This is a genomic window from 'Nostoc azollae' 0708, from assembly GCF_000196515.1.
Lineage (GTDB): Bacteria > Cyanobacteriota > Cyanobacteriia > Cyanobacteriales > Nostocaceae > Trichormus_B > Trichormus_B azollae.
In genome coordinates this window covers 2,045,428-2,059,380 of the sequence record NC_014248.1, presented here as the reverse complement: position 1 = coordinate 2,059,380, position 13,953 = coordinate 2,045,428, and the positions used below count along the sequence as shown (strand labels likewise).

Here is a 13,953-nt window from a genome sequence, read left to right as displayed (position 1 = left end):
TAGTCCAATGGGGGAGACCTCCAAGACCGTGTTGCTTCACCGTATTCAGGGAGAAAATCATGATCTACAAAGGAAGCTTTTGATGTAAAGTTCGATAGGTCTTTTACAATTGTGCTACTTAGTTGAGGAAAACTAAGGTTCTTAACCAGAGGTACTAGCCGTACTATTAGGTGTGGAAAACCAACCATATACGTTTAGTTGCATCTGTAGTATGGAGGCATATAGCTCACCAAAGTTGGCTTCTACAATCTAGCAAACCTTGGGATATAAGAGTGTTGCAACTAAAAAATGATCCAAAACGTCAGTCGCTTCGATAAAAGATTTCAACAAACCATTTTTTCAAAGTTGGTAAGCGGTGAATCAGTTCTTCGATGTCCGCCATTGCTTGTTGTGTCAGTTTAACTCCTGTATGATAAGTTGTTTCAACCAAAGTAACCACAGGATTTTTGCCCTTGAAAGTTAGGGTAGAAGCGAATCGTAGTCCGGTATCAACGGTGTCGAGTAAGCTACCACACTAATATTGCTCAAGCCAACCAAAAGCACGCTCAACAGGATTATATTTACTATGATAAGGAGGATAATAAGCCAGTTGAATTGTCAGTTGAAATTTGTGAGCGAATTGAATTTTGAATTTTGAATTCCGCCTTAACGATTTTAGAGCATGTTTAAACAGTTTTAAGAGGTGTAAATTCTCACCCTGAGCGCAATGAAATAGAGAGTATGCCTTCGGAACACTGCGTGAACGCGAAGCGTGCTGGAGGCTCTAGAATCTAGGTTTTGAGAGTGTACTGAGATGTTTCATTCTGCTCCGCTGCATTCAACATGATACAAAGACCGACTTTTCAAACAACCTCTTAGACTATCACTTAGTTGGATTAATGATTCTGGAGACATAAACCATACTGCAGGCTAATTATTCTCTCAGTATCCCTGGTTTTGGATCATTTTTTCCTTGGATTACTCTTAGATATCGCAAAGAACACCAAAATATCTAAAATCTAAACCCCTTTATAATACCACAGAAACAATTTTGCAAGAGGTCTAATATATCAATGAAGATGGATGCTGGTTTGATATTAATCCCATTTAACAACAATCACCAAAATTTAGGTCATGAATAATCAACACCAATCAAATAATTTAGATTTTGATAATCACGGTAATTCCCAAACATTAAATAATATCCTCGACGATATCAAAGAACGCAACCAATTTAAAGGGCATCAGGATTGGTTCTGGAGTGTGAGTTTCAGCCCCCACGGCAAAACCATCGCTACCGCATCATTTCACAAAACAGTGCGGTTTTGGCCTGTGCGGAATTTAGACCGATGACTTGTGCATGGTTGTGATGGGTTAGAGTAATCCAAGGAAAAAATGATCCAAAACCAGGGATACTGAGAGAATAATTAGCCTGCAGTATGGTTTATGTCTCCAGAATCATTAATCCAACTGAGTGATAGTCTAAGGTCGTTGTATATAAAGACAGCACAAAAGGTAAAAGCAAGTTACCGAAGATAATTCATGGCAGAGGTAGTGAAAGGATAGGCACGAGGAGGAGCAACAATTGCAGAACTAGAACTAGGATGGAATCGACGCACAATTCGGAAAGGGATGCAAGAATTAGATCATGGAATGTCGATAGCAGACTCATTCCGGCTCAGAGGCAGAAAACCAACAGAAGATAAACTACCAAACTTACTAGAAGATATACGCTCCCCAGTCCCCAGTCCCCAGTCCCCAGTCCCAAGTCCCCAATGCCCAATTAATCTATTGCTTCATAATCAGCCGAAGCTGTACTATCCTCATCAAAATCAAAGTTGAATTGTGGTATTGATGATGTCTCAACCGCTGAACTTTCTTCGACTAAAGTTAAGGAAATATCAGACAAGTCTTCTTTCTCCTCTAGCTCTTGCGATTGCGACTGGGAACCTACTGACTTACTGGTGCGTTTGTAAAGATCTGCACCAATAACAAATAAAGCTTGTTGGAATTCTTCAAATATCGGCTTCAAGGCAACTGCGGAGATATTGGGATCACTCATTGCTGCTTGGAGACTGTCACATTTCTGACTGGCCAAATCTTTAATTTCTTCACTAATTAAATCGGCATTATCATTGAGTGTAGATGTGTAACTGACCAATAGGTTATCTGCTTGATTTTTGAGCTCAATTAGTTCTTTACGTTTCTTATCTTCTTCAGCATACATTTCAGCTTGCTGTCGCATCCGTTCAACATCGACTTGGCTTAAACCACCTGTATTGGTGATGCGAATACTCTGCTCCCTAGCTGTACCCTTGTCTTGAGCAGAAACTTTGAGGATGCCGTTGACATCAATGTCAAAAGCCACTTCAATTTGTGGTATGCCACGAGGAGCAGGGGGAAGCCCTGCCAAAAGGAACTTACCAAGAGTTTTATTATCTCGTGCCATTGACCGTTCTCCCTGGAGAACGTGAATTTCTACGGAATTCTGCCCATCAACTGCGGTAGAAAAGACCTGGGATTTGCTCGTGGGAATTGTGGTGTTACGTTCAATGATTTTAGTAAATACTTCCCCTAGAGTTTCCAGTCCTAAAGATAGGGGAGTTACATCTAAGAGCAGCAAAGTATCAACTTCACCACCCAGGACTCCAGCTTGAACTGCAGCTCCGAGTCCTACAGCCTCATCAGGGTTAACAGAGCGATCAGGGGTTTTACCATTATAGAATTTGATCACAGCATTAAGAACCGCAGGAATGCGAGTAGAGCCACCAACCAAAATAATCCGATCAATGTCTTTTGGTTTGAGGTCTGTGTCTTTGAGTGCTTGACTCATCGGTTCTATGGTAGCTGCAATTAAATGTACTGTGAGTTCTTCAAATTTGGAACGGCTCAGTTCCATTTCCAGATGCTTTGGTCCTGTTTCATCAGCGGTGATAAAAGGCAAGTTAATTGAGGTGTTTACCATGCTGGAAAGTTCAATTTTCGCCTTTTCTGCTGCTTCGCGCAGACGTTGTAGCGCCATTTTATCCAGGGAAATGTCGATTTTTTCTTGTTTCTGGAATTGCTCTAACATCCAGAGAACAATGCAATTATCAAAATCGTCTCCACCCAGTTGATTGTTACCTCCAGTGGCTTTAACTTCAAATACGCCATCTCCCAGTTGGAGGATGGAGACATCAAAAGTACCTCCTCCCAGGTCGAATACCAAAATTAGTTGTTCTTGGTCTTGTTTGTCTAAACCAAAGGCTAAAGCTGCGGCGGTTGGTTCGTTGATGATTCTCAGAACTTCTAATCCGGCAATTTTTCCAGCATCTTTGGTTGCTTGTCTTTGGGCATCTGTAAAATATGCTGGTACGGTAATTACCGCCTGAGTTACTTCTTCACCCAAAAAGTTTTCCGCCTCTTGTTTGAGTTTTTGTAGGATCATGGCAGATATTTCTTGAGGCGTATAATTACGTCCGCGAATCTGCACATCAACGGTATCGTCTCGACCTTTGACACAGTTATAAGGTACACGAGTGCGTTCTGTGGCTGTATCTGCCCACCGACGACCGATAAATCTTTTGATACTGTAGATTGTGTTTTCGGCATTAGTGATGGATTGGCGCTTGGCTAACTGACCAACCAATAAATCGCCACTCTTGCCAAATCCTACAATACTGGGAGTGGTGCGTCCTCCTTCGGAATTGGCGATCACTATCGGTTGACCACCTTCTACAACAGCAACGCAACTGTTAGTAGTGCCTAAGTCTATCCCAATAACTTTTCCCATACTGACAGTATTTTATTGAGTGCTTTTACCATGATTTTTTGCGGACTATCCTTTTTGGCTCAGGACTGGAGACTCCAGTTAAGGTACAAAACAACAATTAAACAAATTGTTGATGACTAAACAACTAGAATATTTTTTTGTTTGTTTCCTACTGCCACCAAGTATGTCGGTACGCCAGCAGGTACAACTTTATAGACCAAATTAACACACAGATTCATCTTTTTGCCCAGTGTTAATCCTGTGCTGGATGCAGGTACTCGATGAGATCGCTTATGCCACGCTATCAGGATATCTCTTAAATTGACATTAGCATTTATATTACGGACTGGAACTTGTCCACAACTGCTAGCTATAATTATATATATCGTTTGTGACGTAGACTGCAAACGGGTGAAACTTGGACTTATGTCATACTGATAGCGTAGCGTGGCGGAAGCCATGGGTAACTTAGTGCAGCATATACCTTAGGGACACTGGGTGAACGCGGAGCGTGCCGTAGGCTCTAGTATCTCGGAGATTCTTCACTATCTCTTTCAGAGATGCTCCGCGAACATTCAGAATGACACCTTTAAACCGTTTTTAGTATATCAAAGAATGTCTGTGGGAATTATGTAATCCATGTTGCTAGTACCGCCGTGAATTCAAAATGCTTCTTTCAGAACAGCTAAGCTAACAAAATAGTGCTTCCAGCAGGCTGCGCCAACAAAATTCAAAATGAATACTGGGTAAGTTTTTCAAAGATTTGCAATGGTTGGTTTATTTACGCCGTACTGTACTAGTTATCCACTTTCAACAGGGAAAAAGGTGATCGGTAATGGGTAAATTTCCTACCTGTCACCTGTCACCTGTCACCTGCTTGGTTAAGTATTTTCTTGAGTCAACTCATCTTCTTCTGGTGTGGGTGTATCTTCCTTGGGAGCTGCTACTTTTACCATGGCATGACGCAGTACGCGATCGCCTAAGAAATAGCCGCGCACTAACTCTTCTAATACTGTTCCTTCCTGATGTTCGTTTGTAGGTTCTCGCATTACTGCTTCATGCAGGTTAGGATCAAATTCTTGTCCTTCTGGACGCATTGGTGACACCCCTAAACGTTTCAGGCAATCTACTAATTGTTTATAAACCCCTTGATAACTTTTGTGAATTGTCATTTCGCCCTCTGTTTGGGGTTTGAGATGCGCCCGTGCTCTTTCAAAATTATCAACAACAGGCAGCAACTCCATAATCGTATTTCGCTTCATGTGCGTCTCCATGTCTTCTTTTTCTTTGGAGGTCCGTTTGCGGTAATTCTCAAAATCTGCGGCAATCCGCATATATTGAGAATTACGATCTTCTAGTTGGGTTTTCACCAACTCCAGTTGTTGAGTTAAATCTGCTAAAGCTGCTGTATCTGCTTGTGTTGTCTCTGCTGCAGCGACACTATTTTCTTCTGTGAGTTCAGGTTCTTGCGGTACATTATGGGCTGTCATTTGCTCAGTCACCTCGTTGCCTGATTCTTGAGAGTTGATTTCGGCTGGGGAGTCGCTCTTCATTGCTTGCTTTACCTCTATCTACTTGGTTCACCCAATTGCTGGTTGGTGTTCTTTACTTGTTTATTTTCATCTATCATTGTCCACTCATCCCAGATGCTTTTTACGGAACAACGTCAAGCAATTGTGGATTGCGGATTTTGGATTTGTGATTTAGCCCATGCCCAAAGACAGAGACTTAGTTTACGAATTGTGGGTTTTGGTCTTGTGATTTATTCCATAATCGCGAGTGCCATTGATTTGTACTAACTTTTAGATTTTGGATCAAGAAAGACAAAATCTACAAAATCTATATAAAGTTCAGTCTTCCCTAGATTGGAAATTTGAGATTTACGATTTCCTTATTGTGACAAATTGTGAACAGATGAGCGTAGAGCTTCTGAGGGTGGTAAACCGAACAGGTAAAGTAACTCCAGGAATAAATCAGGTTTTTAACTATTTAACGTAATTTACTAGCTAGGAGTCCAGTAATTCAGTCTTTAATAAGAAAAAATAATACATTTTCCTTCTCCTGCGTATCTGCCGGCCAGGAATGTACTGAAAAAAACTTTTTAAGAGGAAAGATTTTACACTGAAATTTAATACACTCATAATGAGAATAATTGACTACAGTCTGGGAATACTTAAATAAGAGGTTTCCCTGAGAGATTGCTTATGACTTACTCGTCACCACAACGGACTAGCACCGCGTTAACTACAAAAACACAGTTTTCGCCCTTTGGCAACCACCTAGTGCAATCTGGCTATGTCAACACTGAACAGATGAAACAGGCACTAATAGAGAGCCGGAAATCTGGCAAGAAGCTGATAGATGTCCTAGAGTTAATTACTGGGCAACAACTATCAGCAGAGTTTATTCGGGAACACAAGAAACAACATCTATTTGAACTAAAAATATTATATGGCGTTGAATCAGTAGATCCAGAAGTCAATCAAATTGGCAATCTGATGGTTGGACAATTGATTGATAGTCTGATACCAGTCGATGTCTGTCGTCGTCATCGTTTGGTACCGCTATGGAAACGGGAAGACCAAATACCACCTTATGTTTTAGTGGCAATGGTGGAACCAGATAATCTGGATGCTTCTGATGACCTGAACCGAATCTTGCGTAACAAAAACTTATCCTTACAGCGGATGGTGATTACCCAAGAAGATTACCAGCATCTCATCAACAAATATTTAGATGAGTTGGCTATTCGGGAAAAGGAAAAAGAACAAAAAAGAGATACTGATATTAATCAGGATATAAAATATCTGGAAGATCAGGATATAGAAGAATTTGGTGAGGACAAGGATGCTGATATCAATGCATCAATTAAGGATGCTGAAGATGCACCCATTATCAAACTCGTCAACAGAATCCTGTTTAAAGCTTTGCAAGAAAAGGTTTCGGATATTCATATCGAACCACAAGAGGAAAACTTACGCATTCGCTTCCGTAAGGATGGGGTACTGCATGAGGCTTTTGACCCTGTACCTAAAAAAATCATTCCGGCGGTGACAGCCCGATTTAAAATCATTTCCAATCTTGACATCGCGGAAAGGCGTTTACCTCAAGATGGACGCATCCGTCGTTTATTTGAAGGACGGAAAGTTGACTTCCGGGTGAATACCTTACCCAGTCGCTATGGGGAAAAGGTGGTGTTACGGATTCTGGACAACTCTTCTACCCAACTAGGGTTGAATAAGTTAATTACTGATCCAGAGACTTTGCATATTGTCCAGGATATCGTCAGCAAGCCCTTTGGCTTGATTTTGGTAACTGGTCCGACTGGTTCTGGTAAAACGACTTCGTTGTATTCGGCATTGGCAGAAAAGAACGATCCAGGAATTAACATTAGTACGGTAGAAGACCCGATTGAATATAGTTTGCCAGGGATTACCCAAGTACAGGTAATTCGGGAAAAAGGGTTGGATTTTTCCACAGCATTGCGGGCGTTCTTGCGTCAAGATCCCGATGTGTTGCTTGTGGGTGAAACACGGGATAAAGAAACGGCAAAAACAGCGATTGAAGCGGCTTTAACAGGTCACTTAGTATTAACTACCTTACACACTAATGATGCGCCTGGTGCGATCGCACGTCTAGGAGAAATGGGAATTGAACCCTTCATGGTTTCCAGTTCCCTAATTGGTGTTTTGGCACAACGTTTAGTGCGTCGAGTTTGTTCACAATGTCGAATTCCCTACACTCCCACTACTGAAGAACTGGCTCGTTATGGTCTGTCAGCATCCAAAGAAACATCAGTAACTTTTTACAAGGCTAATTCCTTACCTCCAGAATCTATAGCAGAAGCTAAAACCAAAAATGAAATCTGTGGGGCTTGTAATGGCATTGGGTATAAAGGACGTTGTGGTGTTTATGAAGTTATGCGAGTCACAGAAAACCTCCAAACTCTCATCAACCAAGAAGCACCCACAGAACGCATTAAAGAAGTAGCTGTAGAAGAAGGTATGAAAACCTTGCTTGCTTACAGTCTAGATTTAGTGCGTCAAGGTTCTACAACTCTGGAGGAAGTAGAGCGCGTAACCTTTACTGATACAGGTTTGGAAGCTGAATTAAAAGCCAAACGTAAGAGTGGTCTAACTTGTAAAACTTGTGATGCCACATTACAACCAGAATGGCTCGATTGTCCCTACTGTATGACACCTCGTTTTCAAGATTAGCACCAGGACTTAGAGGGGCTGGGGATATAGCGGGAGCAGGGCGAGAAAGATTTAGTCTTTTTCCTGAACTTTTATTCCCTTTTCACTATTTTAAAATTGGAGCGAAGCGACTATGGAAATGATCATTGAAGACTTGATGGAACAGTTGATTGACATGGGTGGTTCCGATCTGCACTTATCCGCAGGTTTACCTCCCTACTTCCGCGTGAGTGGTCATCTGACTCCTATTGGTGATCATGTGCTGACTGCAGATGAATGCCAAAGATTAATTTTTAGTATGCTCAATAACACCCAGCGAAAAACCTTAGAACAAACCTGGGAATTAGATTGTTCCTATGGTGTCAAAGGATTAGCTCGTTTTCGGGTGAATGTCTACAAAGAACGTGGTGCTTATGCTGCTTGTTTGCGAGCATTGAGTTCTAAAATTCCTAACTTCGAAAAATTAGGTTTACCAAATATAGTTCGGGAAATGTCTGAAAAACCCAGAGGATTAATTCTGGTGACAGGCCCAACAGGTTCAGGTAAAACCACTACTCTAGCAGCAATGATTGACCTCATTAACCGCACTAGAGCAGAACATATTTTAACCGTTGAAGACCCTGTAGAATTTATTTATGAACCAATTAAAAGCCTAGTTCACCAACGTCAACTAGGGGAAGACACCAAGAGTTTTGCTAATGCCTTGAAAGCAGCTTTGCGGGAAGATCCAGATATCATTCTGGTAGGAGAAATGCGGGATTTGGACACAATTGCTTTGGCAATTTCTGCCGCAGAAACAGGTCACTTAGTCTTTGGTACAATGCACACCAGTTCTGCTGCCCAAACAGTTGACCGGATCATCGACGTTTTCCCGCATGAAAAACAAACCCAAGTACGGGTACAATTATCAAATTCTTTAGTAGCAGTATTTAGCCAAACTTTAGTATCTAAGAAAAATCCCAAACCAGGTGAATATGGTCGGGTGATGGCTCAAGAAATTATGGTAATCACTCCTGCTATTTCCAACTTAATTCGTGAAGGTAAAACAGCGCAAATTTATTCAGCCATTCAAACTGGTGGTAAATTGGGAATGCAAACTTTAGAGAAGGTTTTAGCTGATTTATATAAAGCTGGAACTATCTCTTTTGAAGCGACTATGTCTAAGACTTCTAAGCCTGATGAAGTTCAACGTCTCATTGGGTCAGCACCACCACAAGCATCAGCAGCAAAATCTGGTACTGCTGCTAAAGCTCATTAGATTTCCTAATTTGTAATTGGTAATTCATGATTATAATGCCAATTACAAATTATGAATTACCAATTACCCATTGGCTAATTTTAAATTTTCTTGCCGTAGCCTGCTGTAAGCACTATTTTGAATTTTGAATTGATACTATGCCTACCTACCTTGCTCGTATTCGCGACTCTCAAGGAAATTTACGAACTCAGAAATTTGTCGCTGATTCCCTAAGGGATGCTCGGACTAATCTCAGAGATAAGGGCTTTATAGTTCAAGACCTGAAAGAATCTCAAAGTTTATCTTCCCGCTTTGATTTAAAAAAATTCCAGAATTCCTTAGTTAAGGTTTCTGTAAAAGACAAAGCTGTTTTTTCCCGTCAGTTTGCTGCTTTAGTGAATGCAGGTGTAGCAATTGTTAGAGGACTCGCAATACTTGGGGAACAGTGCAATAATCCCAAATTGAAACAAGCTCTTATTGAAATTGGCGGTGATGTGCAAACGGGAGTTAATCTTTCTGATTCTATGGGTAAGCATCCTGACTGTTTTGATGGTTTGTATGTGAGTATGGTTCAGTCCGGAGAAATAGGTGGTGTGCTAGATGAAGTATTAAATCGTCTAGCCAAACTATTAGAAGATATGGCTCGATTACAGAACCAAATTAAATCGGCTATGTCTTATCCATTAGTAGTGGGTTTTATCGCAACTGCTATCTTTGTAGGTATGACTGTGTTTCTAATTCCCATCTTTGCTAATATTTTCAAAGACATAGGTATTGAATTACCAGCACTAACACAATTTCTGATGACTTGTAGCGAAATATTACGAAGTTATTGGTCTTTAGTAATTATCGCTGGTTTTATGGCAGCTTCCTTTACCTGTAAGCAGTATTACAAAACTCCCGTAGGTAGAGAAACTATTGACCGCCTATCTTTAAAAGTACCTTTGTTTGGTGACTTGATCCAAAAATCTTCAGTTGCTCGATTTAGCCGCACCTTTGGGGCTTTAACTCGTTCAGGTGTACCAATTCTAACTTGCTTAGAAATTGTGCGGGATACATCAGGAAATCAAGTGATTGCTAATGCCATAGATGCAGCTAGGCTAGATGTTCAACAAGGTGGGATGATTAGTGCCGCTTTGAAAAAAGATGCAGTTTTTCCATCTATGGCTATTGCCATGATGAGTATTGGTGAAGAAACTGGTCAATTAGATGGAATGTTGATGAAGGTTGCTGATTTCTATGAAGATGAAGTAGAACAGGCAGTTAAATCATTAACAAGTATTTTAGAACCATTAATGATTGTGGTTCTTGGGGGGATGGTTGGTACAATTTTGCTGGCAATGTACTTACCCATGTTCAAGGTCTTTGAAAAACTGGGGTAAAAAAACAGTTATCAGTTAACAGTTAACAGTGAAAAGTGTTTTCAACTGGAAAATAAAAAACTTGTACTGAGAACTGATAGCTGATAACTGACTATTGTTAAATTAAAAATCATGTCTGGACAAAAATCTCTTTATGAATCTAGTTTAGCGGAATATAGCAATCATTTAGCTGCGATCACACTCCTTAAACAGCATCGTCCATATTTGGAAATAATTCCTAGTGTGCGTCGTCCATCGGAAAGTGTCATCACTATCCCTTTACCCATCGTTCGTATCCGTGATATTGAAGCTAAAACTTCAAAAACGATGGCTTTGCCCTGTGATATATCTATATATGATGTGTGATCCGGAATGGAAAATCAAAACCGGTGTAGAAATATTACTATTTATTCATCGTCCCCATGAAGACCTGTCTGATTTATTAGGAAGATGGAGACAAAGCCAAGTTTGGTTAGATAAAGAATATGAATGGATTATGCATCCCCGTCATAGTCATATTTTGAGTGAGGGTGGAAATATCGTTTATCCGTTGTTTGTAGTTCTTGATCAAACATCAGAACGCATCCAACGGGGTTTAATTGGTGCAGAATTACCTTTTGTCATTCAAAGATCATTATCTCTAGCTGAGGAAGAATCGATAGAGTCTTATTCCTCAGAACTTCCACCAGCTTAGATGTAGGTGAGGTAATAGGTGACTAATTACCAATTACCAATCACCTATTTTACGAATTTAGGCATGATTTCCACAGCGGTAAATAAACCATAAATACCCCGTTGATGTAATTCTTGACCAGCTTTTAAATAACCAAAAGCGGGACCGCACACATTAGCAGCCATACTGGTTTCATCTCCTAATATAAAGGTGTGGGTAGAAATTTTACCTTCAAAGGTGCATCCTGTGATTTTCACATTGGTACTGAGGGGTTTTTTGGGGTTGCGGGTATCAACTACACCACCTACAGTCACTCTATCCCGTGAACAAATTCCTGCTATTTCTAACATCACATCATCGGCATGTTCCATATTTTCCAAAGTCAGCACGCCGTTAGTTTTATCTAGTAATGCTTCCACCTCTGCGTCAGTCATCGCCCTAGCAGCTTCTACAGTATAATCGGGCATATGTCCAATATCTTCCCGAACGGTGGCGCGGTAAGCTTCCCACTTAGCAATACCGACACCAAAAGTAATTTCCACATTGTGAATTTCGGCGTAACTTTGGGCGGCTAATGCGGCGGCGGCGGTTAACAGTCCTGGTGTTGCACCACAGCCTGTCATACAAGTAATTCCCGCTGCTTGCAGTTCATCTTTCATGGCTAGAAGTTGTTCTACTGCAGTGGTGCGTTTTATCGCATCCACCAGCACACCGCGCCAACCAGCTTTGATGAATTCTTTGGCGACATTGGGGATAAAGTCGTTGGGGAGGTTGGGTAAAGCTAGGAAATAACCATCTACAGCGTCACCGATGGCTTGAATTAAATCTTGAATACTGTTATTGCTTAATGTCCCGACTGGTTCTAAATAACCAACTGTACCTTGATTTTGATAGGTGGTGATGCAAGCATCGCTGTTTAAGCCTTCTGTGGAGTATGCGTAGCCTTTTTGGTCTGCGGCTGCAACTAGGATCATTTCTCGTTTACTCGAAAGGAGTTTGGCTGCTGCTTGTCCAAGTCCGCCAAAACCCAAGACTCCGACGCGAATAGGTTGTGTGTTCATAGTGTTTTTCCTGTGTTGGTTAATGGTTAATTATGCTTTATTTTCCTGGCTTCTCAAGTGGAAAAAGCTATAATTATGTGAAAGTTATTTAAGGTAACTTAAAAATCGTGAGCCAACTCTTGACCCTGGAAATGAGTGATGAAGTTTATACTGCTTTACAACAACAAGCTACTGTTGTGGGAATTTTGGTAGCAGAATGAGTTGCTGCGTCCCTACATCGTCAGTATACGTTGTCTGTTCCTCCTAAATCCGATGCTGAAGAAACATGTCAGCGTTTGCTTGGTTATGCTAGTGTAATTAGTCAGGGTTATGCTACAGGTACGGTTAATTAAAGTATTGATACTGATCTGCTTAAGGCTTAAGATTTAGTAAAATGTGTCTACAAAAATAAAATCATGCAAAGAATTAAGGTTTCAGATACATTCATCTACTAGACTTTGCTTGTAAAAGAACTACAGCGATATTGAAATGAGATAAATTTTGCTGAAAAGATAAATTCCTATCAACAGTAACAGGACTTACGCAACTAGCACAAATAGCGGGCGGGATGTAGCCCTGGCACGCAACAATTGAACTCAAACCAAGCACATAGGAAGACTTGGGCGTTTTAGTTGCTGAATTAAATAATTAGAAAGCAATCTATGCTTGTTTTGATAAACAGTTTGACCAGTTTGATAGGCTAAATTCTTTAATCTAATCTAAACCAACATTGCACAAGCAATATGATTTATTTGAAGCCTAGCTTTACGACATTGACAAGATTCAATGCCACTTATTTGTTTAATCTCTCGGTGAAAATCCTCGATTCTCCAACGAATTTTACACACCTCTTGTACAACATTCGTAGAATTTTGAGATAAATCGTTAGTAGCGACATAATCCGTTCTGTTGGTAGAAACAGCAACCCGGAATAGTTTCACTTTTTTCTGAGCGGGAAACCCTTTAATTTTTATAATTTTACCACATTCTAACTCTTCAGTACTCCATTCTCATAATTCAATAGGTTTATCTTTTTCTTTGGCAAATGTATCATCAACTAACCGATCCTTTTTTAAAGGGCAAGAATAAATTTTGTCTAAGCTATCAATATACAGCATGAAACTGTTTAGTGCGTATCATGTGTCCATCAAAACCTTATCAAATGGGAAAAGCTGATGATACACCAGTTTTTGCAGCATATCTTTCACATGGTCTATCTTGGTTTTACCATCCACATCAGAATTAAAAATGCGGTAATCTATTACCCCAAATCTTTGAACTTTAGGATTCACATATACACAACTGACTACACCAATTCCTTTGAGTATGCCATGTTCATTACCACTATATTGTCTCCTCACCATCTCTACTTCTTCAGAATATCTTTTGTCTAAAACACTGTCATCAAATATGATGTACCCATTACCATCAGGTTCTACTACCTCTTTCACCTTATCCCATAGTAAACGAGATGTTAACTTTTCGGTTTTTAAATAATAGTTAATTGCATCATGGCTAATACTTTCTAAATGCTCTGCTAAATTAGTAATTGTATAATTAATTTGACTACTTAATAAGTATTAGCAGTAATCAAGTTTAGTAAATCTCATTACCTTCAGCAACATTTATCTAATACAATCTCCTACCTATTTTCTCATGAATATTTGAATAATGTTTCCTGTTGCAGCTACTTCTTATGGGTTGATAAAGCTTTCC

General features: G+C 40.2%; 9 protein-coding genes and 3 pseudogenes. 6 read left to right on the top strand and 6 right to left on the bottom strand.

Annotated elements, in window-relative coordinates; genetic code table 11:
* Positions 1 to 301: 301 nt before the first annotated feature.
* A pseudogene (locus AAZO_RS33585) lies at positions 302 to 673 on the bottom strand (ISAzo13-like element transposase-related protein).
* Positions 674 to 1,113: 440 nt separating this feature from the next.
* On the opposite strand from AAZO_RS33585, the gene AAZO_RS09375 reads away from it, so the two are divergent.
* On the top strand, positions 1,114 to 1,332 hold the full coding sequence (locus AAZO_RS09375; protein WP_013191071.1) for a WD40 repeat domain-containing protein: 219 nt from the start codon (positions 1,114 to 1,116) through the stop codon (positions 1,330 to 1,332).
* 430 nt (positions 1,333 to 1,762) lie between these two features.
* Here AAZO_RS09375 and dnaK read toward each other — a convergent pair whose 3' ends face one another.
* From dnaK to grpE, 3 genes are all read right to left on the bottom strand, one after another.
* Positions 1,763 to 3,751, bottom strand: coding sequence for a molecular chaperone DnaK (gene dnaK, locus AAZO_RS09370; RefSeq protein WP_013191070.1), 1,989 nt, complete (start codon positions 3,749 to 3,751; stop codon positions 1,763 to 1,765).
* Between the two features lie 116 nt (positions 3,752 to 3,867).
* Positions 3,868 to 4,191: a hypothetical protein gene (locus AAZO_RS09365; RefSeq protein ID WP_013191069.1), complete on the bottom strand. Its 324-nt coding sequence runs from the start codon at positions 4,189 to 4,191 to the stop codon at positions 3,868 to 3,870.
* A 420-nt stretch (positions 4,192 to 4,611) separates the two neighbouring features.
* Positions 4,612 to 5,283: a nucleotide exchange factor GrpE gene (gene grpE / locus AAZO_RS09360; protein WP_013191068.1), complete on the bottom strand. Its 672-nt coding sequence runs from the start codon at positions 5,281 to 5,283 to the stop codon at positions 4,612 to 4,614.
* Positions 5,284 to 5,376: 93 nt separating this feature from the next.
* Here grpE and AAZO_RS35185 point away from each other — a divergent pair, with 93 nt between their 5' ends.
* From AAZO_RS35185 to AAZO_RS09340, 5 genes and pseudogenes are all read left to right on the top strand, one after another.
* A complete protein-coding gene (locus AAZO_RS35185) occupies positions 5,377 to 5,529 on the top strand; it encodes a hypothetical protein (protein ID WP_013191067.1) in 153 nt (50 codons plus the stop codon).
* Positions 5,530 to 5,934: 405 nt separating this feature from the next.
* Positions 5,935 to 7,947 carry a GspE/PulE family protein gene (locus AAZO_RS09355; protein ID WP_013191066.1) on the top strand — a complete coding sequence of 671 codons (2,013 nt, stop codon included), beginning with the start codon at positions 5,935 to 5,937 and terminating at the stop codon, positions 7,945 to 7,947.
* Positions 7,948 to 8,059: 112 nt separating this feature from the next.
* Positions 8,060 to 9,184, top strand: a complete 1,125-nt coding sequence (locus AAZO_RS09350) for a type IV pilus twitching motility protein PilT (RefSeq protein WP_013191064.1) — start codon at positions 8,060 to 8,062, stop codon at positions 9,182 to 9,184.
* Between the two features lie 137 nt (positions 9,185 to 9,321).
* Positions 9,322 to 10,545, top strand: a complete 1,224-nt coding sequence (locus AAZO_RS09345; RefSeq protein WP_013191063.1) for a type II secretion system F family protein — start codon at positions 9,322 to 9,324, stop codon at positions 10,543 to 10,545.
* A 111-nt stretch (positions 10,546 to 10,656) separates the two neighbouring features.
* Positions 10,657 to 11,218: pseudogene (locus AAZO_RS09340) on the top strand (hypothetical protein).
* Between the two features lie 44 nt (positions 11,219 to 11,262).
* On the opposite strand, the gene bioU reads toward AAZO_RS09340, so the two are convergent.
* Positions 11,263 to 12,258, bottom strand: a complete 996-nt coding sequence (bioU, locus tag AAZO_RS09335; RefSeq protein ID WP_013191062.1) for a (S)-8-amino-7-oxononanoate synthase BioU — start codon at positions 12,256 to 12,258, stop codon at positions 11,263 to 11,265.
* A 575-nt stretch (positions 12,259 to 12,833) separates the two neighbouring features.
* A pseudogene (locus AAZO_RS29585) lies at positions 12,834 to 13,799 on the bottom strand (IS701 family transposase).
* Between the last annotated feature and the right edge of the window lie 154 nt (positions 13,800 to 13,953).